This is a genomic window from Oceanibaculum nanhaiense (genome assembly GCF_002148795.1).
Classification (GTDB): Bacteria; Pseudomonadota; Alphaproteobacteria; order Oceanibaculales; family Oceanibaculaceae; genus Oceanibaculum; species Oceanibaculum nanhaiense.
This window is the reverse complement of the sequence record NZ_MPOB01000008.1, coordinates 78,945-101,463: the sequence shown is the minus strand read 5'-3', so window position 1 is coordinate 101,463 and position 22,519 is coordinate 78,945. Positions and strand designations below refer to the sequence as shown.

Here is a 22,519-nt window from a genome sequence, read left to right as displayed (position 1 = left end):
GAGGACGCCATGACACTCTCCCGCACACTCGCCGATTTCGTTGTCTCCCTCGAGCTTGCGACGCTGCCGCCGGAAGTGGTGGAGAAGGCGCGGGTCTGCCTGCTGAATGGCTACGGTATCGGCCTTGGTTGTCACAACACGCCTTATGCCCCGGTCGCGCGCCGGGCGGCGCTGGCAATGGATGGCGAGCGGGCCGATGGCGCGACGCTGCTGGGCGACGGCCGCAAGACCTCTATCACCGGCGCGGCGCTGGCTAATTCTGCGTTGTTCCATGGAAGAGCGCAGGAGGATACCTGCGGTGCGGCGCATCTGGGCGCGATCATGATCCCGCTGCTGACGGCGATCACCGAGGCGCGCAACTACCCCGTCGCCCGGCTGCTACCGGCGCTGATCGCCGGCTATGAGGTTGGCGGACTGCTGGAAAAGGCCTATGCCGGCAAGACCACGCCGGCCGGGCTGCGCGCCTCGCCGATCTACGGCACGCTGGCGGCAGCGGCGGCGTCGGCGAAGCTGATGGGCCTCGATGCGGCGCAGACCCAGGCGGCCATCGCCAATGCGGCCAGCTTCGCCGGCGGCATATTGCAGAGCTTCGCCGACGGCACGGACGAATGGCGCTATCAGGTGGGCATGGCCGGCCGAAACGGGTTCGTTGCTGCTGAGCTGGCGCGCGCCGGTTCCGTCTCCGCGCCACATGCCATCGAGGGCAAGGCGGGCTTCGTGCGCGCCTTCGCCCGTACCGACTGCGACGTCGATGCGCTGGCGGCGGCGCTTGGCACGGATTGGGCGATCCTGCGCGTGACCTTCAAGCCTTTCCCGGTCTGCGCCTTCAACCAGACTCCGGTAACGGCGGCGCTGGAAATGAAGCAGGAAATTGCCGGCCGGAAGATCAAATCGGTGACGGTGACGATGAATCCTTACGAGACGGGCTATGCCGGTATGGATTCGGCGGGGCCGTTCACCTCCATCTCCGGCACGCTGATGAGCATCCCGTTCTGCATCGCCGCCACGCTGGAGCGCGGCACGCCGACCATGCGGATGATGACGACCTATGACGATGCCACCGTGAACGCGCTGGTCGGGCGTGTCACGCTGGTCAGCGACGAGGCCGTGCCGACGCTGTGCTGCCGCATTGCGGTGACGCTGGAGGATGGCGCGATAATCGAACGGTACGAGAGCAAGACCACCGACGATTTCGCCTATGACCGGGCGACCGATTCGGCGCTGATCCGCCGGGTCGGGGCGGAGACGGATATCCCGTCCGCCGTGTATGATCGGCTGGAGGCTTTTGTCTGGGGGCTGCCGGATGGCGATATCGGCGAGGTGCTGCGCTGCTTTGCCGCGCTGCCCGGCCTGCGCAAGGCGGCCTGATGTATGCGCAAACGCTTGATCTTCGGCGCGTGGAATATATGGTCGCACGCCATCGCGTAAATGGCGGTGCAGCGGCTTTCAACGAGGGGTATGCGTGAGCGCGACCAAGGAAAAGGAACAGCAAACGGACAAGCCGCGGCGCCGTTCGCGCGCCGAACGCAGCGAGGAAACACGCCAGGCGCTGTTCCAGGCGGCGGCCGAAATGGTCGGCGAGCATGGGTATGCCGAGGCGTCGATTTCCCGCATCACGGCGCGGGCCAAGGTGGCGCAAGGTACCTTCTACAATTATTTCGACTCGCGGCAGGATCTGTTCGACCAGTTGCTGCCGGCGCTCGGCGATAAGATGCTCGCCTATATTCGCAGCCGGATGGGCGAGGCGACCGGTCCGGAACGCGAGGAGCGGCGCATCCGCGCCTATTTCGACTTCCTGCGCGACTATCCGGAATTCTACCGCATCCTGTATGAGGCTGAGACGCTGGCGCCGAAGGCGCACCGCCAGCATATCGACGCGATCGCCGGTGGCTATGCCCGCGCGCTTTCGCGCAGCTGGGAACGCGGCGAGATGCCGGGCTACGAAAAGCGCGAGCTGGAGGTGGTCGCCTTCATGCTGCTGGCGGCGCGCGGCTATCTGTCCATGCGCTACGGCTTTAGCGGGGATCGCCCCGGCGCAATGCCGGACTGGGTGATCGAGGCCTATATGAAGTTCGTGCGGCACGGCCTGTACCACGTGCAAGCGCCGGACAGCAACCGGTGTAAATAGCTGAAACCATCACGAAGAAAACCTTCTGCGCAATCTGACTGACAGCCTGGCTATTTTACCTGCGAGGGCAACCAGAGCAGGATTTCCGAGTAAAAACAGCTCAGCGTCAGGAAGCCGAAGGGTTGATCCGCTTGAGCGGGAGATGGCGGCGCTGAGCAGGAGGCCTTAGGTGTTTAGTCCCACAATGTGATGGCGTATCATTATCTCCGTTGGAGAGGGAGATGCTATGGGCCAGATTCTTCACGGGAGCGCCAAGATCAATCTGACTGGACCGATGGCGGGCCACTTTGCGGAAGGGGGCGGAATCCTACGCTAGAGTCTTTCTGATTCATATTGATGCATAACTGGCCCCACGAATGTAGTTTTTGCATTCAGCGGGCGAGAAGTGATCGAGCAGTTTGCCGATGCGCCTCCATGTGGCCTCGACTGTGCGCTCATTTGCCTTGCGCAGGAGGCGTTTGAGCTTGGAGAACATCTCTTCGATGGGGTTCAGATCGGGCGAGTAAGGCGGCAGGAAGAACAGCCTGATGCCCGCCGCCTTGAGCATCTTGCGCACCGCCTGTCCCTTGTGGCTGCCGAGGTTGTTCGACGACGACGATGCTGCCTGGTTCCAGCACCGGGATCAGGAACTGCTCGACCCATGCGGTAAAGCTCTCGCCGTTGATCGGGCCGTCGAGGACGCAGGGGGCAACGATACCATCGTGCCGCAGCCCGGCAATGAAGGTCAGCGTTTTCCAGTGCCCATGCGGCACCTTGTCGATCAGCGCCTCGCCCTTTGTGCACCAGCCATGGGTGCGGGTCATGTTGGTCTTGGCCCAGGTTTCGTCGATGAAGACCATGCGTCTGGGGTCTACCCAGCGCTGGACCCAGCTCCAGCGATTGCGGCGCCGGACGACGTCGGGGCGATCCTGCTCCTTGGCGAAAAGCGTCTTTTTTTAAATGTCTTGCCGCAGCGCCGCAGGAACCGCCACAGCGTGTCGCAGCAAACCACAACGCCCCGCTCGTTGCGAAGCTCGGCCAGCAACTCGTGCAGCGTCAGGTCCTTCTTCTGTTCGATCCGCGCCATCAGCCAGTCGCGTTCGGCCTCCAACAGAACGGGCTTGCCGCCTCCGATCTTGTTCGCTGCAACTGATCCCGTCGCGCGCCGTCGCTGTGCCCATTTGACCGCCGTGCTCGCGCTCACCCCAACCACTTGCCCCGCCGCTCGCGCGGACATGCCCTCATCCAGATAACGGCAGAAAAGTGCCCGCAAATCCGCAGAATATGGCCTCATCCATGCTGGCCTCCTAACCAGTGGATAGTTTGAATCACAAAATTACCCCTCGGGGAAACCCTCAGATTCAATTACAAGCAGAAAAACTCTAGGCAATGGCGGCATAATGTTCAGGTGCTCAGCATACCTTCGGGAGGTGAATGGCATGCTTCAGGCCATCCGCAGCCGGCTCCCCGGCTACAGCCAGGAGCTGGACCCGAGGCGGAACTTCCTGGGGGAACCCGTGAACGTCCCGGCGGGCTTCGGCCCGGACTGGCTCTCGCCCTTCGCCTATTCCGAGTTCAGGAACGAGGCGGTGAAGACGGAGCTTGCCCGGCTGGCAATCGTCCATGAGGGCGGCTTCCGGCAGCCCAGGCCGGAACGCTATGGCGTGGACCTTCGGGAAATCGCCATGCCGGCTTTCTCCGGCCTGCCCGGCACCAGTCATCGGCAATCCGCCTTTGACCGCTGGCTGGAGCTGACGGGGACCCTCCGTGTTGGCGGGCGGACCCTGAAGGAGACCCTGGAGGCGGTCATTCAGTCTGCCGCTTATTATCGCCTTAGCGATGGGGATGCGGACTTCTCCGGGGGGCGGTTGATCGCCGTCCAGCGGATCGTGGAGCAGTACCGCAAGGCCGCCGAGGTGCAGCTATGGCGGGAGAACCCGGCGGTGCATCAAGCGTACCGGGAGTGGAAGCTGAACCAGGCCCGAGCGCGGACCATCGGGGTTCAGTGAGGGCGCATAGGGGAGCGGGGGCAATCACCTCCGTTCTCCACACGAACCGGCGCGGTGCCGGCTAGATCACCACCGCACACCATCACAACCAACCGTAAGAGCCGTCTGGAGAAATCCAGGCGGCTTTTTGCGTTTCCAGGAAAGGAACCATCATGCGCAAGAAGCGCAAGCGTACCCCCATGCCCGAAAGCTGCCGCCCGGAGGGCCGGGGCTGATGGCGGAGAAGACCGCAGCGGAACTCCAGGAGTACCTGAAGACGCGGGTCGCCATCGACCCGGAGACCGGCTGCTGGAAATGGCAAGGTGCTGCCACCAAGGCCGGCTACCGCCAGCGCTCGCAGACCGTTCTGTCCGAAAGCGGTCTCTACAAGCTCATAATGCGCAGCAACCGCCCGAACGCCCGTCCCTTCCAGGATTGGGTTACCCGTGAAGTCCTCCCGGCGATCCGCAAGACGGGCACCTACACGATGGAGAAGGGCGAGACCATGCCGCTGCCTGCCGACATCGCTTCGGCGTGGCAGGAGGTGGCCAAGGCCAAGATGGCCGAGGCCCTGGCCCGCGTGGCGGAAGCCGAGGCGTACAGCATCGTCGCCAAGGAGGAAGCCGAGAAGCTGCTGCCCAGCCGTGAAGCGCTCGTGAAGGGCTGCAATGTTCCCCTGTTCGTCCTGATGGTCGGGGCGGTCCTCCGGCTGCCGACAGCGCCCGAGAGCGCGGGCAATCACCACCAGATCGTCTTCTTCCAGCTCTAGGCTGAAGCGGCGGCTAACGGAGGTGGCGTCGTTGAGAAGCGTGAGCATGGATAAACCCCTTCTGTGAGGGGCCGACCGCCCAGGTACCGGCAGGCCGCGTCATAGCAATCTGTCATAGCAACCTGTACTAGCAGGTGCCTGTCAAAGTGCTCTATGGTGCTGATTTTAAAGGGAAAATTAGAATTGGCTGGGGGACCTGGATTCGAACCAGGGTTGACGGAGTCAGAGTCCGTAGTCCTACCGCTAGACGATCCCCCAACCGTGGGGCGGGAAGCTGCGCCGAAAAGCGCTGCGGTATGCCTCCGCCCGATTAAGAGGGCGCTTCTCTATCATATCAATCTGGTGCTGTTAAGCCCTTCTCTGTCCCGGTGGCGCGAATTTTCGCCCAATTCGGCCCAAGGTCTGGTGGGGTGGCTGGCCCAAGTTCTGGCCCGGGGTTTGAAGGGGCCCAGACGCGCGACGCGGCGGGGTGCGGCACCGCAGCGTCTGGACGGCGGCTTGCCGGTCTGTGTACGATGGCTCTGGAAATCCCGCAGGATGGAAAATCATGGCAGGGTTTCACTTTATATGGCGGCCAGCCTTGTGCTGAACACCATATATAATACAGACTAAGCTGATGGAGTGTGACGGCCCGTCGGCGCGGAAGCGGCCATCGCCAGTTCAGAGAACGGAGTGCGTGTCATCAACAAGCCTTATCGCCCCGAGAATGCCCGGATGCCGGCGGCTTTGCCGCCGGCCTCGGACACGCTCGTCCGCGATGAGGCGGCGTTCAGGCCAGCCCCGCCGGTATTCGCGGCACTCGATCTCGGCACCAACAATTGCCGGCTGCTGGTCGCCCGCCCGGCGCGGCGCGAGCGCGGCTGCGAGGGCTTCAAGGTGATCGACGCCTTCTCGCGCGTCGTGCGGCTGGGCGAGGGCGTGTGTTCCAGCGGCCTGCTGTCGCCCGCCGCGATGGACCGCACGGTGGAGGCGTTGCGCGTGTGCGCGCAGAAGATGGAGCGCCGCCAGGTGACATCCTTCCGCGCCGTTGCCACCGAGGCCTGCCGCCGCGCCGCCAACTGCAACGAGTTCATGGTCCGGGTGAAGGACGAGACCGGCCTCGCCATCGAGATCATCGACACCGAGGAGGAGGCGGCGCTGGCCGTCGCCGGCTGCGTGCCGCTGCTCGACCGTGACACGCCCTACGGCCTGGTCTTCGATATTGGCGGCGGCTCGACCGAGGTGTCCTTCTTCAAGCTGGAGGAGGGCGGCGGGCACGAGCTGCGCAAGATCATTTCCATCCCGCTGGGCGTGGTCAGCCTCGCCGAACGCTTCGGTTGCCAGGATATTGGCCGCACCGTCTATGAGGCGATGATCGCCGAGGTGGCGCCGCATCTGGAGAAGTTCGAGGCGATCTGCTCCATCGGCCAGCGCATCAAGGCCGGCGAGGTGCAGATGCTCGGCACCTCGGGCACGGTGACCACGCTGGCCGGTATGTCGATGGGCCTCGCGCGCTATGACCGCTCCAAGGTGGATGGCACCTTCCTGGGCTTCGATCAGGTGCAGGAGATGACCACAAGGCTGGTCTCGCTGGATTATGCCGGCCGCGCCGCACAGCCCTGCATCGGCCATGACCGCGCCGACCTGGTGCTGGCCGGCTGCGCCATCCTGGATGCGATCTGCCGGCGCTGGCCGGTCGGGCGCCTGCGGGTCGGCGATCGCGGCGTGCGCGAGGGTATCCTGTTCGGCCTGCTGGAACGGCATGAGACCGGCCGGGTGCGCCACGCTACCGGGCCGCATTACCGGCGCCTGACGCTTTAGGAATTCATCAACGTGATAGCGGGAAGATACTCATGAGTCGCGGCAGCGGCCCCTCCGGGCGTAGTGGACCGGCGGTACGGGTGAAGACGGCGCGCAAGCGCTCGCTCTCCTCGACACTGTGGCTGCAGCGCCAGCTGAACGACCCCTATGTGGCGGAGGCGAAGCGCCAGGGCTATCGCTCGCGCGCGGCCTTCAAGATCGCCCAGCTGGACGACAAGTTCCACTTCTTCAAGGGGGCGAAGCGTATCGTCGATCTGGGGGCGGCGCCGGGCGGCTGGACCCAGGTGGCGGTGGAGCGCGCGCCGAACGCCGTCATCGTGGCGCTGGACATCCTGCCGATGGACGAGATGGGCGGGGTGACCGTGCTGCATATGGATTTCCTGGCCGACGACGCGCCCGACCGGCTGAAGGCAGCGCTGGGCGGCAAGGCGGATCTGGTGCTGTCCGACATGGCGCCGCCGACCACCGGCCACACCAAGACCGACCATCTGCGCATCATCGGCCTGTGCGAGAGCGCGCTGGCCTTCGCGGAAGAGGTGCTGGCGCCCGGCGGCACCTTCGCCTGCAAGGTGTTCCAGGGCGGCACCGAAGGCACGCTGCTGAACCGCATGAAGCTGTGCTTCACTACAGTGAAGCATGCCAAGCCGCCCTCCAGTCGCTCTGACTCGGCGGAGCTTTACGTCGTCGCCAGCGGCTTCCGCGGCGCGCCGGAGGAGCCGGAGGCGGAGTAGGGGGCAAAAAACCCTCTCCCCTCGCGGGAGAGGGTGGTGAGCGTCAGCGAACCGGGTGAGGGGGGCGTTGGTCGTGCAACTCCCCCTCACCCAGCTTCGCCTAATCTCGGCTTACGCCTCGATAAGGCTGCGCAACCCTCTCCCGCGTTGGGGAGAGGGATGATTTAGTAAGATGAGCGAAGGTATAGAACCGCCATTTTGGGCAGACGCATCGTCCTCGATCCGCTATATCAGGCGGCATGTCCATGACCACGCCTTCCTCCCCCGATTTCCGTCCGGCCGCGTCCCGGCCCGCCTATCTCGACACGCTGAACGCGGCACAGCGCCAGGCCGTGGAGACGCTCGACGGACCGGTCCTCGTGCTGGCCGGCGCCGGCACCGGCAAGACCCGGGTGCTGATTACCCGGCTCGCCCATCTGCTGGTCACCGGCCGGGCGAAACCTTGGAATATCCTGGCCGTCACCTTCACCAACAAGGCGGCGCGCGAGATGCGCGAGCGCATCGCCGCGATCATCGGCCCGGCGGCGGAGCAGATCTGGCTCGGCACCTTCCACGCGATCTGCGTGCGTATTCTGCGCCGCCATGCCGAGCTTGTGGGGCTGAAGAGCAATTTCACCATCCTCGACGCCGACGATCAGGTGCGGCTGCTGAAGCAACTGCTGCAGGCCGAGGGCATCGACGACAAGCGCTGGCCGGCCCGCGTGCTGATGGGCACGATCCAGCGCTGGAAGGACCGCGCGCTCAGCCCCGACCGGGTGCCGGCGGAAGACGCGATGGAGCTGGCCGGCGGCAAGATCGTGCAGCTGTACCGGCAATACCAGGAACGCTTGCTGACTCTGAACGCCGCCGATTTCGGCGATCTGATGCTGCATTGCGTGGAGCTGTTCCAGAAGCATCCGGAGGTGCTGGCGGAATATCACGACCGCTTCAGCTACATGCTGGTGGACGAGTATCAGGACACCAACGTCGCGCAGTATCTCTGGCTGCGGCTGCTGGCGCAGAAGAACAAGAACATCTGCTGTGTGGGCGATGACGACCAGTCGATCTATGGCTGGCGCGGCGCCGAGGTCGGCAACATCCTGAAGTTCGAGAAGGATTTCCCTGGTGCTGCGGTTATCCGGCTGGAGCAGAATTACCGCTCCACCCCGCATATCCTGGCCGCCGCCGGCGGGCTGATCGCGAAGAATGAGGGGCGGCTCGGCAAGACGCTGTGGACCGAGGCCAATGAGGGTGAGAAGGTCCGCGTGCGCGGCGTCTGGGACGGCGAGGAGGAGGCCCGCACCGTCGGCGAGGAGGTCGAGGCGCTGCAGCGCGCCGGCAACTCGCTGGCCGAGATGGCGGTGCTGGTGCGTGCCGGCTTCCAGACCCGTGAGTTCGAGGAACGTTTCATCACGCTGGGCGTGCCCTATCGGGTGGTTGGCGGGCCGCGCTTCTATGAGCGGCTGGAGATCCGCGACGCCATCGCCTACCTGCGCATCATCGCGCAGCCGGACGATGACCTCGCCTTCGAGCGGATCGTGAACACGCCCCGGCGCGGGCTGGGCGATGCCACCCTGCAGGCCGCGCACCAGCTGGCGCGCGCGCAGGGGACGTCGCTGATGACCGCCTGCCGGCAGCTGGTCGGCACCGACGAGCTGAAGCCGAAGCCGCGCAAGTCGCTGTCCGACCTGATCCGCGATTTCGACCGCTGGCGCGCCGAGCTGACCCATATGCCGCATCCCGACCTGGCGCAGCTGGTGCTGGACGAGAGCGGCTATACCGCCATGTGGCAGCTCGACAAATCGCCGGAAGCGCCGGGCCGGCTGGAAAATCTGAAGGAGCTGATCCGCGCCATGGAGGAGTTCGAGAGCCTGGCCGGCTTCCTCGAACATATCAGCCTGGTGATGGAGAATGCCGAGGACAGCTCGCTCGACCAGCTCTCGATCATGACGCTGCACAGCGCGAAGGGGCTGGAATTCGACACCGTGTTCCTGCCCGGCTGGGAGGAAGGGCTGTTCCCGCACCAGCGCGCGCTGGACGAAAGCGGTGCCTCCGGGCTGGAGGAAGAACGTCGCCTCGCCTATGTCGGGCTGACGCGGGCGCGTAAACGGGCGGATATCCTCTATGCCGCCAACCGGCGGGTGCATGGGCTGTGGCAGAATTCGCTGCCCTCGCGCTTCGTCTCCGAACTGCCGGCCGATCATGTCGAGCAGGATGTCGAGGGCGGGTTGTTCGGTGGCGGCGCGCGGCAGACCGACTGGGGCGCGGCCAGCCGCAGCGGGGCCTATGCCTCCAGCCCGCCGCGCGAGAGTGGCGGCTATTTTGAAGGTGGCAGGCGCTTTGCGCGCCGCGAGCAGCCGACCCTGGAAGGCGTGCCCTACAGCGTGGCGACCAACAAGCCGAATGCCGACGGGGTGAAGCGCGGTACCCGTGTGTTCCACCAGAAATTCGGTATGGGCACGGTGCGCAGCGTCGAGGCCGACAAGCTGGAAATCGAATTCGACAAGGCCGGCACCAAGAAGGTGCTCGCCGCCTTCGTGGAGAAGAAATGAGCGATCAGAAACGCATTGGCGGTTACCGCGTCGAGCTTGAGGTTCCGGCCGAACTGGCGCTGGATTTCGCCGAGGCCATCGAGCCCTTCGTCAGCGCCGTGGCGATGGTGGAGCTGGGCGAGGGCGTGACCTGGAAGATCGAAGGGTTCGGCGAGAGCCAGCCGGACCGTGCCGGCGTGATCTCCGCCGTGGCGGTGACCGCGCTGACCAATGGCGTCGCCGAGCCGGAGACGCGGATCGAAGTGCTGCCCTGGACCGACTGGCTGAAGGAAAACCGGCGCCGCTTCCCGCCGATCCAGATCGGTCGTTATTTCATCCATGGCTCGCATCACCAGAAGCAGCCGCCCTCGGGCAGCATCCCGCTGCTGATCGACGCCGCCATCGCCTTCGGTTCTGGCGAGCATGCCACCACGCGCGGCTGCCTGATGGCGGCCGGCGATATGGCGAAGCGCCGGCACCGGCCGTTCCGGGTGCTGGATATGGGCTGTGGGTCGGGGATTCTGGGCGTGGCGGCGGCGAAGAGCTGGCCCTGCCGGGTGCTGCTGTCGGATATCGATCCGCAGGCGCGCGACGTGGCGCGGGAGAATACGCGCCTCAACCGCGTGCCGGCCGTGCGCGCGATCTCCGGGCCGGGCTACCGCAACCCGCTGGTGACGCGCAAGGGACCCTACGATCTGATCTTCGCCAACATCCTGGCGCGGCCGCTGTGCCGTATGGCGAAGGATCTGAAGCGCCATCTGGCGCCGGGCGGCATTGCCGTGCTGTCGGGCCTGACCGCGCGGCAGGAGAAATGGGTGCTGTCCGCGCACCGCGCCCAGCGCCTCTATCTGAAGCGCCGGATCCCGCAGGATGGCTGGCACACGCTTGTGATCGGCTGAATTCCGCACAAAATAAAACCGGCGGCTCTCAGCAGATCCCAGGGAGGAAAAGGATCGCGAGAGCCGCCGGCCCTGTGAGGCGCGTAGAGGGGGGAGTTTACGCTGCCTTCGGGGAACGGTTGGTGTTGGCGGCGATGCCGGCATCGACGTCGCTGTCATAGGCCACGCTGCGCACCTGGGTGCGATGCAGGCCGATATCCTCGAGCATGCGGTCGTCCAGCGACATCAGCTCGGAATAGGTGCGGTTCTTGCGCTGCCAGTCCAGGACCGGCTGCACCAGCCACACGGCACCGCGGGCAATCGCGCGGGCCACGAAGATCGTGCCCTTGCGGACAGCGGCAGCCTGCAGGGAGCGGGCATAGGTGATGTTCGACAGAACGTCGATCTGCGGCATGGTGTAGGCACCATTGTGCGCCGCAGCATTGGCAGTGTTGTTCAGAGCGGTGTTGCTCGACATGGCGGTCATCCTCATCTTTATCATCATGGACGCCTCAGTCGCTCAATCCCTTATGGACCGTGGGCTGGCCGGGCGCTCCGTTAAAATCACGAGATATAAATATGCCTGTCCGGGCCTGAGGAAACGCGCATTTCGTGCACCGCAGCAATGATATTAGTGCATATCTAATCGTTGCTCATGCGTTAACCGGGATGCTTGGCCGGAAAGCCGCAGGAATGCTTGTTTCCGGCAGGGGGAGGGCCTAGCTTCTGGGGTGTAATCGCAACCGAAAGTCCTGCCATGTCCGCTGTCAGCCCCTCCACAGCGCCCCTGAAGACGCATAGCGCGCCGCACGAAACCCGCCTCCGCGCCCTGCGTGCCGAACTGGCGCGGCGCGGGCTGGACGGGTTCCTGGTGCCGCGCGCCGACGAGCATCAGGGCGAATATGTGCCGGCCCGCGCCGAGCGGCTGGCCTGGCTGACCGGCTTTACCGGTTCGGCCGGCAATGCGGCGGTGCTGCGCGACGCGGCGGCGGTGTTCGTCGATGGCCGCTACACGCTGCAGGTGGCGGCACAGGTCGATGGCGGGCTGTTCGCGCGCATCCACAGTGCCGACCAGTCGATGCCCGACTGGATCGAGGCCAACCTGACGGCGGGGGCGAAGCTGGGCTACGATCCCTGGCTGCACACGCCGAACGATCTGGAAAAGCTGAAGGTGGCGGTGGAGAAGGCGAAGGGCGCGCTGGTCGCTGTCGAGGGCAACCCGCTGGACGCGGTCTGGGCTGACCAGCCGGCGCCGCCGGCCACCCCCGCCGTGCCGCACGAAATTGCCCATGCCGGCATGGCCTCGGCAGACAAGCGCCGCCAGATCGCGGCGGACCTGGCGAAGGCGGGCGAGGATGCGGCGGCACTGACCCTACCGGAATCCATTGCCTGGCTGCTGAACATTCGCGGCACGGACGTGCCGCACACGCCGCTGCCGCTGTCCTTCGCCATTCTGAACGCCGATGCCAGCGTCAGCCTGTTCATCGATCCGGCCAAGCTGGGCGAGGCAACGCGCTGTCACCTCGGCAACGAGGTCGCGCTGGCCACGCCCGACGCTTTCCTGCCGGCACTGGCGGCGCTGGGGACGGCGGGCAAGCGGGTCCGCGTCGATCCGGCGACAGCGCCGGTTGCGGTGCTGGAACAGCTGCAGACGGCAGGGGCGAAAGTGACACGCGCCGCCGATCCCTGCCTGCTGCCCAAGGCCTGCAAGAACCCGGTGGAGCTGCAAGGCAGCCGTGAGGCGCACCGGCGCGATGGCGCGGCGGTGACGCGCTTCCTGGCCTGGCTGGCGCGCGAGGCGCCGAAGGGCACCGTGGACGAGCTGACCGCCTCCGACCGGCTGGAAGCCTTCCGCGCAGAGACCGGACTGCTGCGCGACCTGTCCTTCGACACCATCTCCGGCTCCGGCCCGAACGGCGCCATCGTGCATTACCGTGCGACCGAGGCGACGAACCGGGTGATGCAGCCGGGCGAGCTCTATCTGGTCGATAGCGGCGCGCAATATCTGGACGGTACCACGGACATCACCCGCACTATCGCCATCGGCCAGCCCTCGGCGGAGATGCGCGACCGTTTCACCCGTGTGCTGAAAGGCCATATCGCCATCGCCACGGCGCGCTTTCCGCAGGGCACGACCGGCAGTCAGCTGGACGTTCTGGCGCGGCTTTCGCTCTGGCAGAGCGGTTTCGATTTCGACCATGGCACCGGCCATGGCGTCGGCAGCTACCTGTCGGTGCATGAGGGGCCGCAGCGCATCTCCAAGGCCGGCAACACAATCGCGCTGCAGCCGGGCATGATCGTCTCCAACGAGCCCGGCTACTACAAGACCGGCGCCTATGGCATCCGCATCGAGAATCTGGTGGCGGTCACGGAAGCCGTCGAGGTGCCGGGCGGCGAGCGGCCGATGCTGGGCTTCGAGACGCTGACCCTGGCGCCGATCGACCGCACGCTGATCGATCTGCCGCTGCTGACGCCGGAAGAGCGCGGCTGGATGGATGGCTACCATGCCCGCGTGCGCGAGACGCTGGCGCCGCTGCTGGACGAAGAGACCCGCGGCTGGCTGGAAGAGGCCACCCGGCCGCTGTGAGGGGGACTATTCCGGCAGTGCGTCGGAAGGCGGAATGGGCGCCGCCGGGACACGGTTGAGGATCGCCTGGAATGTCTGCTCATCCGCCTTGGCGGCCATGCGCTCGAACACACGCTTGGTACGTTCGGTGCCGACACGCTCGGCAATGGCGGCCAGGAAGAACTGGTTCAGCGACGTGTCGTTCCTAGCGGCCAGTTTCTTGGCCTCTTCCATCAAATCATCCGGGATGCGCAGAGAATAAGTGCTCATTGCTTGTCCTCCATTAATTCCGGTTGCTGGCGCAACAATTCGGCAGGTGTAATAACCTCAATGCCGAAGCGAAGCGTATTCGGAATGAAGTCCGAGGTATTGTGGGTGACAATTGCCCTCGCAGCGGCATTGATCGCCGTTTCAAGCACCTTCTCGTCGCCCGGATCGGTGAGCTGTGGCCGCCATTCGAAATGAATGGGTGTGGGATACAGCTTGCTGGCCAGCACGCCGAGAAGGGTATCGATCTCCGTTTCATCCAACCAGAAGGCGCTCAGTTGATCGTCGCGCCGCAGAACAGCCTCATATTCGAAAAGTAACGCTGCGGAGGCCGCCGCCAGAAGCCGTCCTTCGCCTAACGCCTTCAGAATATGAAAGCTTGCGCCGTTCCTTGAGCGCAGTCCCGCGACAAGAACATTCGTGTCAATCACCAACATGATGTCGTATATGACATCATTCAAGTGAGGTCACGTCAAGCCGCCGTCGCGCCGCCTTCTACCGTGTCCGCGCCCTGTGCGTCCTTGGCCGGTGCGTCCTCGACGGCATCGTGATGCGCCAGCACCAGCATCGGCGGCTCGGTGCCTTCGCAGCGGGCCTTCAGCGCCGCGTTCATCGCCTCAAAGCGCAGCCGCAGCGCCGCGAGGCTACCCGCGCCGATGAAGATGGAGAACAGCCCGCTGACCTCCTCCTGCTGGTAGAAGCTGCAGCCCATCGCCCCGCGGCTGATCATGCGGAACACAAGCTCGCGGCGCAGCAGGCCGGGCAACAGGGCGCTGGAACGCAGCCGCAGCTCACGCCGGACATCCAGCTTCACGACCCGGTAGCGGATGGACCGCGTCCGCCCGTCGGGCAGTGTCTGGGTCAGGCGCAGCCGATGGCCGGGGGTGGCTGTGCCGGTGATCTGCTGGATGAAGGGGTTCCACTCCGCATAGGCGGGGAAATCCATCAGCACACGCCACGCTTCACCCGGCGAGCAGGCAATCTCGATCGATGTTTTCACCAGACGCATCGTTTTGTCCCTTCAACGCCCGCTGGCCGATTTCAGGCCGGCCTTGTTGTTGTTAAATCACACCCGGCGCTGCCACGCACCGGCGATCACGCGCCGATGAGATCGAACCAGCCATCCTCGTCCAGGATCTGCTCGGGGGCCAGAAGTTCCTCGGCCTTTTTCGCCTTGGAACCGGCATCCGCGCCGATCACCACATAGTCGGTTTTCTTCGACACCGAACCGGCGACCTTGGCGCCCAGCGCCTCGGCCCGCGCCTTCGCCTCGTCGCGGGTCACGCGGGTCAGCGTGCCGGTGAACACCACGGTCTTGCCCATGATGGGCGAGTCCGTGGCGACGCGGCTGACATAATCCTCGACCGCCACCTGATCGCGCAGCGCGCCGACCGTCTCTCGATTATGGTCCTCGGCGAAGAAGGCGATCAGATCCTTCGCCACCGCCGGGCCGATCTGGTCGATGTTCACCAAATCGCGATAGGCATCGCCTTCCGGGTTAGCGGCGGCATCCTTCAGGGCGTCGGTCAGCGCGTCCAGCGATCCGTAATGCCGGGCCAGCAGCTTTGCCGTGGCCTGGCCGATCTGGCGGATGCCCAGCGCATAGATGAAGCGCTCCAGCGGCACGCTGCGGCGCTGCTCGATGGCAGCGAACAGCTTGTCCGCCGACAGCTTGCCCCAGCCCTCGCGGTTGCGCAGCGGCGTCAGCGACTGGCCGTCGCGCGACTGCAGGGTGAACAGGTCGGCGGGGCTTTTCACCGTGCCGTCCTCGAAGAAGGCCTGGATGGATTTCTCGCCCAACCCTTCGATGTCGAAGGCGTCGCGGCTGACGAAATGGCGCAGCCGCTCGACCGCCTGTGCCGGGCAGGTCAGGCCGCCGACGCAGCGCCGCACCGCCTCGCCCTCTCCGCGCACCGCGTCGCTGCCGCAGGCCGGGCATTTGTCGGGGAAGATAAAGGGCGCCGAGTCCGCCGGCCGCTGTTCCAGCACCGGACCCAATATCTGCGGGATGACGTCGCCGGCGCGCTGCAGGATCACGGTATCGCCCACGCGCACATCCTTGCGGGCGATCTCGTCCTCATTATGCAGGGTGGCGCGGCTGACCATGACGCCGCCGACATTCACCGGCTCCAGATTGGCGACCGGGGTCAGGGCGCCGGTGCGGCCGACCTGGATTTCGATGTCGAGGATCCGGGTCTGTGCCTGCTCGGCCGGGAATTTATGGGCAATCGCCCAGCGCGGCGCGCGGCTGACCATGCCGAGGCGCTGCTGCAGGGCGATGGAATCGACCTTATAGACCACGCCGTCAATATCGTAGGGCAGGCCGGAGCGCTGCGCCGCGATCTCGGCATGATAGGCGATCAGCGCGTCCGCCGAATCGAGCGTCTTCCAGAGCGGGTTGGTGCCGAAGCCCCAGCCTTTCAGCCGCTCCATGAAGCCCGACTGGGTCTCGGAAACCGGATCGCTCAGCTCGCCCCAGCCATAGCCGAAGAAATGCAGCTTGCGCTTCGCGGTGATCGTGGAGTCGAGCTGGCGCAGCGAGCCGGCCGCCGCGTTGCGCGGGTTGGCGAAGATCTTCTCGCCCTTCTCGCCCTGCTCGATGCGCGCCCTAGCGGCCTCGTTCATCGCCAGGAACTCGTCCTTGCGCATATAGACCTCGCCGCGCACCTCCAGCACGTCGGGCGCGTCGCCGGTGAGGCGTTCGGGAATGCCGGATACCGTGCGCAGATTGGCGGTGATGTCCTCGCCCACGGCACCGTCGCCGCGCGTCGCCCCCTGCACGAAGCGGCCCTTCTCATAGCGCAGCGAGGCGGACAGCCCGTCGATCTTCGGTTCCGCCACCATCGCCACTGGCGCGTCGGCGGCCAGCCCCAGGAAGCGCCGCACGCGGCCGACGAAGTCGCGCACATCCGCCTCGTCGAAGGCATTGGCCAGCGACAGCATGGGCCTGGCGTGCGTCACCTTGGCGAAGGCGGAGGAGGGGGCGGAACCGACCTGCAGCGACGGGCTGTCCTCGCGGATCAGCTCCGGGAATTTCGCCTCGATCTGCTGGTTGCGCCGGAACAGCGAATCATAGGTGGCGTCGGATATCTCCGGCGCATCCTTCTGGTAATAGAGCGCATTGTGATGCGCGATCTCGCTGGCCAGCCGCTCCAGCTCCAGCGCGGCCTGTTCCAGGGTCAGCGAATCGACGGGGATGTGTTCAGTGCCGGTCTTGTCGGTCATGCTCGTGTCGCTTAGCGGGCGCTCAGGGGGGCGGTCATCAGGCGGTTGGCGGCGGCGCGCGCCTCGTCGGTGATCTCGGCACCGGACAGCATGCGGGCGATCTCCTCGCGGCGCTCCCCATCGCCCAGCGGCACAACAGTCGTGGTGGTGGCGTCGCGTCCGGCCCGCTTCTCGACGCGCAGATGCTGCCCGCCGCGCGCGGCGACCTGCGGCGAATGGGTGACGACCAGCACTTGCAGCCCGTCGCCCAGCCGGGCCAACCTTTCGCCCACCGCATCCGCCGTGGCACCGCCAACGCCACTATCGACCTCGTCGAACACCAGCGTCGGGACGGGCGATACCTGGCTCAGCACCACCTTCACCGCCAGCATGAAGCGCGACAGCTCGCCGCCCGAGGCGATCTTGTTGATCGGTCCCGGCGCCTGGCCCGGATTGGTGGCAACCTCGAAGGCTACCCGGTCCATGCCCTGCGGCCCCCATTGCGCCTCCGGCAGGGGTTCGACGCGGGTGGCGAAGCGCGCCTTGTCCAGCCGCAGCGGCGGTAGTTCCGCGCCCACCGCCTTGTCGATGCGGCTGGCCGCCTTGCGCCGTGTCTCGCCCAGTTTTTCCGCCGCCGCGATATAGGTCTCGCGCGCGGCCTTCGCCGCCGCTTCCAGCGCCACCAGCCGCCCGCCGCTGTCGTCGATGGCGGCCAGCCGCCCGGCCAGCGTGTCGCGCAGGGCGGCCAGATCATCCACCCCCACCCCATGCTTGCGGGCGACGTCGCGCAGCGCGTACAGCCGGTCCTCCGCCTTCGCCAGCGCGGCGGGGTCGGTTTCCAGCTCGCTGGCCACTGATTGCAGCAGATGCACGGCTTCCTGGGCTTCCGCCGCTGCCCGGTCGATCGCCGCCATCGCGGGGTCCAGAATGGGGCCGGCCTTCCCGGCGATCCGGCCAAGCTGGCGCGATGCGCCGGCCAGCCCGGATTCCGCGCCATTGTCGCCGCCCAGATGGTCCAGCGCGGCGGTCATGGCCTCGGCGATCTGCTCGGCATTCATCATCAGGCTGCGCTGTTCGGCGAGCCTTTCCTCCTCGCCCGGTTCGGGGGAGAGCGCGTCCAGCTCCTCCACCGAATGGCGCAGGAAGGCCTCGTCGGTGCGGGCCTGCGCCGCGTCCGCCTTTGCCTGGTCCAGCGCGTCGGCGGCTTGCCGCCAGCCGGCATGGGCGGTGGCGGTTTCCCGCAACAGGGCAGCGCTGCCGCCGAACGCATCCAGCGCGGTGCGGTGGGTCGCCGGGTCGAGCAGCCCGCGATCGTCGAACTGGCCGTGGATTTCCACCAGCAGGTCGCCCAGCCGGCGCAGCAGGCCGACACTGGCCGGCTGGTCGTTCACGAAGGCGCGGCTGCGGCCATCGGCGGTCAGCACCCGGCGCAGGATCAGCGGCGTCTCGGCCTGCATCTCCTGTTCGAGCAGTACATCGAGGGCAGGATGGCGGTCCGCGATCTCAAAGCAGGCGGTCACGCTGGCCTGTTCGGCGCCATGGCGCACCAGCCCGCTGTCGCCGCGCGCGCCCAGCGCCAGGCCCAGCGCGTCCAGCAGGATCGACTTGCCGGCACCGGTCTCGCCGGTCAGCACCGACAGGCCGGCGCGGAAGTCGAGGTCCAGCCGGTCGATCAGAACGACGTCGCGAATGGCGAGGCTGGTCAGCATGCGCGGGTCAGAAAATATTCCGCAGCCGACCGAACCAGCCCTTCTTCTCCCGATTCTCGGAACCGGGGCCGCCGGTCAGATTGGCATAGCTGTCCTGGTACCATTCGCTGCCGGGGAAATTATGCCCCAGCACGGCGGCGGCCTTTTCCGCTTCCGCGGTCAGGCCCAGCGTGTAATAGGCCTCGGTCAGCCGGTGCAGGGCTTCGGGAACATGGGTCGTGGTCTGGTAGTCATCGACCACCTTGCGGAACCGGGTGATCGCGGCGAGGTAATGGCCGCGCGTCAGGTAATAACGACCGATTTCCATCTGCTTGCCGGCGAGATGGTCGTTGGCGAGGTCGATCTTCAGCCGGGCGTCGCGGGCATATTTGCTGTCCGGGAAGCGGCGCACCACCTCGTCGAAGGCGGTAAGCGCCTGGCTGGTCATGCGCTGGTCGCGGCCGACATCGACGATCTGCTCGTAATAGCACAGCGCCTTCATATAGTAGGCATAGGCGACATCCGGGCTGGCCGGGTGCAGGTCGATGAAGCGCTCCAGCGCGATCACCGCGTCGTCATACTGGTTCTGCTGGTAATAGGAATAGGCCGCCATCAGCTGCGCCTTGGTCGCCCAGCTGGAGTAGGGGTGCTGGCGCTCCACCTCCTCGAACAGCGGGGCTGCCTGGAAATAGTCGCGCGCCAGCAGCGTATTCATCGCATCGTTATAGATGGTCTCGGCCGGCCGCTCGACATAGGGGGTTTCCTCCTTGTCGGAACAGGCGGCGAGGAGGGTAAGGGCAAGGCAGCCGGCAAACCGGGAAGCGCGAAGAAATGACGTCATGATGTCCGGACACGGGTTGCGGTCTAATGCGCCGCGCGGGCGACACGCCACAGTATAGCCCGGCACGGGCGTTCGCTACAACGGTGGCACAGCCTGTAGCCGGAAAGCCGAGGCTGAAAGACTCAGGTCAGGCGACCAGGATTACGCCGAAAGCGCCAGCGCCGCGTTGCCGTGTGCGTTGTTGCCGTCCAGCGTCACCATTTCCCAGGCATCGGGATCGGCGAACAGCGCGCGCAGCAGGCGATTGTTGAAGGCATGGCCGGTCTTGCGGCCCTGGAAGCGGCCAAGGATCGGCGCCCCGGCGAGATACAGGTCGCCGACGCAGTCCAGCACCTTGTGACGCACGAACTCGTCGTCGAAGCGCAGCCCTTCCGCGTTCAGGATGCGGTCGCCATCGACCACCACGGCGTTCTCCAGCGAGCCGCCACGGCCGAGGCCGGCCTTGCGCATCGCCTCCACCTCATGGGCGAAGCCGAAGGTGCGCGCGCGGCTGATGTCGCTCTTGAACACGCCATTCAGGGCCGGGCCGCTATAGGTCTGGCGGGCGATGGCCTTGCTGTCGAAATCGATCTCCAGCTCGATGGAGAAGTCGGTGTCCGGCTCCAGCCGCGCCCAGACATCGCCCTCGCGCACCTCGACCGGCTTCAGCACGCGGATGACGCGGCGCGGCGCCTCCTGCACACTGATATCGGCGCTTTCGATCAGCGAAACGAAGGGGTGGGCGCTGCCATCCATGATTGGCACTTCCGGGCCGCCGACCTCGACGATGGCATTGTCGATGCCGCAGCCGGCCAAGGCGGCCATCAGATGCTCGACAGTGGAAATCGTGGTGCCGTCCGCATTGCCCAGCAGGGTACACAGGCGGGTATCGACGACATTGGCGTAATGCGCGGGAATGGTCGCCTCGCCGCGGCTCACATCGGTGCGGCGGAAGAGGATGCCGGTATCGGGTGCGGCGGGCAGCAGGCTCAGCACCACCTCGGCGCCGGAATGCAGGCCGACGCCGACGCAGGAAACCGGGTTGCGTAGGGTCTTCTGAAGCTGCACGGTGCGGGCGCGGCCCGTGTGAGGGCCGGTATATGGATGGTCAGCCCCATGCATGTGTGCGGAGCCGCGAACCTGATCCATGAGTGCCGTGTCAATACGCATTGGCGCGAAGGCCTTTCGTCCGTGCAATAAAATCGCTTTGTCTATTAAGAACTTTTATCAGTGCCGGACGGTTGCCTCAAATCACCTTTTGTAACGAATTGTTACGGGAAAAGCCTTTTGCTTCCAAAATCTTGCAGTGCTTTTTTGAAATCGTGAAACGGTCCGTCCGGGCGAGGCGGAGTCTCGCCCGGACGGGTGCCGTTCGACGCTGGGAACCGGACTGCCGGGGATAATCGCCCGGCGGCCGGCTTAGTTGGCCTGACGACGCAGGAAAGCCGGGATTTCCAGCATGTCCTCGTCGGCCTGCGAGCTGCGCAGACGGTCAGCCGAATCGAGCCCGCCAAGGCGCGGCTGCGCGGCTGGTGCGGCCGGCGGCAACGGTGCCGAGGCGCGCGGTGCGGCGGCTGCCGGCATTGCCGGCTTCTGCGCTGCGGGCTGCTGCGCCGCCGGGGCGGTGCCGCTGTCCTGGCCACGCATCATGCCGGTGACCTTCTGGAACAGGCTGGGGCCACGCTTTTCGGCGGCCGGCCTTGCGCCATTGGCCATCGCGGCCTCGGCGAACGGGTCGGCCCTGCCGGCGGCTGCAGCCGGACGGTTCGCCGGGGTGACCGGGCGTGGGGCGATGAACGGCGCCGCCGCCTTGGCTTCTGCCGTGGCCGGGGCGGTCGCCGGAGCGCTTGCCGGGGTGCTTGCCGCAGCTTCGGTCTCGTTCCGCACCGGTTCCGCCGTGGCGCTGGCCTGCTCGGCAGGTTTCGCTTCGGCGGGAGCGGCCTCGGCGACACCGAGATCCAGTGTCTCCTCCTCGTCCAGCTTGTAGGCCAGTGCGGTGGCATGGTTGCCCATGCTGCCGCCCATGCCCGCACTCAGGCTGCCGCTGTTCAGCGGGATGCCGGCGAAGCCGGTGGCGGTAGCGGCCGCGGGGGCGGCCGCCGGTGCGCCAGCGGCGGTGCGGTTGCGCGAGGCGACCACACTGAGCTGCGGGCGGGCCGCCGGACGGTTCAGGGTCTGCGCCTCCGCCTCGATGCCGGTGGAGACGATGGAGACCCGCATCTGGCCTTCCAGCGTGTCGTCGAAGGTGGCGCCGAAGATGATGTTGGCGTCGGAATCGACTTCCTCGCGGATGCGGTTGGCCGCCTCGTCAACCTCGAACAAGGTCATGTCCGGGCCGCCGGTGACGTTGATCAGCAGGCCGCGTGCGCCCTTCATTGAGGTGTCGTCGAGCAGCGGGTTGTTGATCGCCGCCTCGGCCGCGTCGATGGCCCGGCGGTCGCCGGATGCCTGGCCGGTGCCCATCATCGCCTTGCCCATCTCGCTCATGACCGTGCGGATGTCGGCGAAGTCCAGGTTGATCAGGCCCGGCATGACCATCAGGTCGGTTACGCCGCGCACGCCGGCATGTAGCACATCGTCGGCCATCTTGAAGGCGTCGGCGAAAGTGGTCTTCTCGTTCGCCACCCGGAACAGGTTCTGGTTCGGGATGATGATGAGGGTATCGACATATTGCTGCAGTTCCTCGATGCCGGCTTCGGCAAGGCGCATGCGGTGATGGCCCTCGAAATGGAACGGCTTGGTGACCACGCCAACCGTCAGGATGTCGCGCTCACGCGCTGCCTGGGCGATGACCGGCGCCGCACCGGTGCCGGTGCCGCCGCCCATGCCGGCGGTGATGAAGCACATGTTGGAGCCTTCGAGATGCTCCAGAATCTCGTCGATGGAGGCTTCCGCCGCCGCACGACCGACTTCCGGCCGCGAACCCGCGCCCAGACCCTGCGTCACCGAGGTGCCGAGCTGGATACGCCGCTCGGAAACCGACTGCGCGATCGACTGCGCATCGGTGTTGGCAACCACGAACTCGACCCCGGTGAGGTTCGAGCGGATCATGTTGTTGACCGCGTTACCGCCGGCACCGCCGACACCGATCACGGTGATCCGCGGCTTCAGGTCCGGCTCGTTCGGTAGAGAGATATTGATGGTCATTGTGCCCTCCGCTTGCTCATACCATCGTTGAAAAAAGACTGCGT

18 protein-coding genes, 1 tRNA gene and 1 pseudogene are annotated in these 22,519 nt (G+C 66.0%); 9 read left to right on the top strand and 11 right to left on the bottom strand.

Translation table 11 applies throughout. From position 1 onward, the window contains the following. The first annotated feature begins 9 nt into the window (after positions 1-9). Both BKM74_RS14515 and BKM74_RS14510 read left to right on the top strand, forming a co-directional pair. The gene (locus BKM74_RS14515) at positions 10-1,368 is read left to right on the top strand and encodes an MmgE/PrpD family protein (protein WP_086466431.1); all 1,359 of its coding nucleotides are present in this window, start codon (positions 10-12) and stop codon (positions 1,366-1,368) included. 94 nt (positions 1,369-1,462) lie between these two features. After that, positions 1,463-2,128 carry a TetR/AcrR family transcriptional regulator gene (locus BKM74_RS14510; protein ID WP_086466430.1) on the top strand — a complete coding sequence of 222 codons (666 nt, stop codon included), beginning with the start codon at positions 1,463-1,465 and terminating at the stop codon, positions 2,126-2,128. Positions 2,129-2,456: 328 nt separating this feature from the next. Here BKM74_RS14510 and BKM74_RS14505 read toward each other — a convergent pair. After that, positions 2,457-3,401, bottom strand: a pseudogene (locus BKM74_RS14505) (IS630 family transposase). A 145-nt stretch (positions 3,402-3,546) separates the two neighbouring features. Here BKM74_RS14505 and BKM74_RS14500 point away from each other — a divergent pair. Next, positions 3,547-4,116, top strand: coding sequence for a hypothetical protein (locus tag BKM74_RS14500; protein WP_140056094.1), 570 nt, complete (start codon positions 3,547-3,549; stop codon positions 4,114-4,116). Between the two features lie 214 nt (positions 4,117-4,330). Then, complete coding sequence (locus tag BKM74_RS14495; protein WP_086466428.1) at positions 4,331-4,864, top strand: BRO-N domain-containing protein; 534 nt, start codon at positions 4,331-4,333, stop codon at positions 4,862-4,864. A gap of 184 nt (positions 4,865-5,048) precedes the next feature. Here BKM74_RS14495 and BKM74_RS14490 read toward each other — a convergent pair. After that, positions 5,049-5,122 (bottom strand) — tRNA-Gln (locus BKM74_RS14490). 414 nt (positions 5,123-5,536) lie between these two features. Between BKM74_RS14490 and BKM74_RS14485 the strand changes: the two genes are divergently transcribed. From BKM74_RS14485 to BKM74_RS14470, 4 genes are all read left to right on the top strand, one after another. Further along, a complete protein-coding gene (locus BKM74_RS14485; protein WP_245825949.1) occupies positions 5,537-6,664 on the top strand; it encodes a Ppx/GppA phosphatase family protein in 1,128 nt (375 codons plus the stop codon). Positions 6,665-6,696: 32 nt separating this feature from the next. Next, positions 6,697-7,395 carry an RlmE family RNA methyltransferase gene (locus BKM74_RS14480; RefSeq protein WP_086466426.1) on the top strand — a complete coding sequence of 233 codons (699 nt, stop codon included), beginning with the start codon at positions 6,697-6,699 and terminating at the stop codon, positions 7,393-7,395. A 239-nt stretch (positions 7,396-7,634) separates the two neighbouring features. After that, positions 7,635-9,926, top strand: coding sequence for an ATP-dependent helicase (locus BKM74_RS14475; RefSeq protein ID WP_086466425.1), 2,292 nt, complete (start codon positions 7,635-7,637; stop codon positions 9,924-9,926). Then, positions 9,923-10,804, top strand: coding sequence for a 50S ribosomal protein L11 methyltransferase (locus BKM74_RS14470; protein WP_086466424.1), 882 nt, complete (start codon positions 9,923-9,925; stop codon positions 10,802-10,804). The genes BKM74_RS14475 and BKM74_RS14470 overlap by 4 nt, the downstream gene beginning before the upstream one ends. 97 nt (positions 10,805-10,901) lie before the next feature. Here BKM74_RS14470 and BKM74_RS14465 read toward each other — a convergent pair whose 3' ends face one another. Next, complete coding sequence (locus tag BKM74_RS14465) at positions 10,902-11,261, bottom strand: DUF1127 domain-containing protein (protein WP_245825948.1); 360 nt, start codon at positions 11,259-11,261, stop codon at positions 10,902-10,904. A 279-nt stretch (positions 11,262-11,540) separates the two neighbouring features. Between BKM74_RS14465 and BKM74_RS14460 the strand changes: the two genes are divergently transcribed. After that, on the top strand, positions 11,541-13,370 hold the full coding sequence (locus tag BKM74_RS14460) for an aminopeptidase P family protein (protein ID WP_086466422.1): 1,830 nt from the start codon (positions 11,541-11,543) through the stop codon (positions 13,368-13,370). Between the two features lie 6 nt (positions 13,371-13,376). Here BKM74_RS14460 and BKM74_RS14455 read toward each other — a convergent pair whose 3' ends face one another. The 8 genes from BKM74_RS14455 to ftsZ form a co-directional block, all read right to left on the bottom strand. After that, positions 13,377-13,619 carry a ribbon-helix-helix protein, CopG family gene (locus tag BKM74_RS14455; protein ID WP_086466421.1) on the bottom strand — a complete coding sequence of 81 codons (243 nt, stop codon included), beginning with the start codon at positions 13,617-13,619 and terminating at the stop codon, positions 13,377-13,379. Next, positions 13,616-14,053, bottom strand: a complete 438-nt coding sequence (locus BKM74_RS14450) for a putative toxin-antitoxin system toxin component, PIN family (RefSeq protein WP_086466469.1) — start codon at positions 14,051-14,053, stop codon at positions 13,616-13,618. The genes BKM74_RS14455 and BKM74_RS14450 overlap by 4 nt, the downstream gene beginning before the upstream one ends. A 35-nt stretch (positions 14,054-14,088) precedes the next feature. Beyond that, positions 14,089-14,625, bottom strand: a complete 537-nt coding sequence (locus tag BKM74_RS14445) for an SRPBCC domain-containing protein (RefSeq protein WP_086466420.1) — start codon at positions 14,623-14,625, stop codon at positions 14,089-14,091. A gap of 86 nt (positions 14,626-14,711) precedes the next feature. Continuing rightward, positions 14,712-16,841, bottom strand: a complete 2,130-nt coding sequence (ligA, locus tag BKM74_RS14440) for an NAD-dependent DNA ligase LigA (RefSeq protein WP_086466419.1) — start codon at positions 16,839-16,841, stop codon at positions 14,712-14,714. Positions 16,842-16,852: 11 nt separating this feature from the next. Continuing rightward, positions 16,853-18,529, bottom strand: a complete 1,677-nt coding sequence (gene recN / locus BKM74_RS14435) for a DNA repair protein RecN (RefSeq protein WP_086466418.1) — start codon at positions 18,527-18,529, stop codon at positions 16,853-16,855. Between the two features lie 7 nt (positions 18,530-18,536). Then, positions 18,537-19,349 carry an outer membrane protein assembly factor BamD gene (locus tag BKM74_RS14430; RefSeq protein WP_086466417.1) on the bottom strand — a complete coding sequence of 271 codons (813 nt, stop codon included), beginning with the start codon at positions 19,347-19,349 and terminating at the stop codon, positions 18,537-18,539. A gap of 141 nt (positions 19,350-19,490) precedes the next feature. After that, positions 19,491-20,396, bottom strand: coding sequence for a UDP-3-O-acyl-N-acetylglucosamine deacetylase (gene lpxC, locus BKM74_RS14425; RefSeq protein WP_086466468.1), 906 nt, complete (start codon positions 20,394-20,396; stop codon positions 19,491-19,493). Positions 20,397-20,747: 351 nt separating this feature from the next. Continuing rightward, on the bottom strand, positions 20,748-22,475 hold the full coding sequence (gene ftsZ, locus BKM74_RS14420) for a cell division protein FtsZ (RefSeq protein ID WP_086466416.1): 1,728 nt from the start codon (positions 22,473-22,475) through the stop codon (positions 20,748-20,750). Between the last annotated feature and the right edge of the window lie 44 nt (positions 22,476-22,519).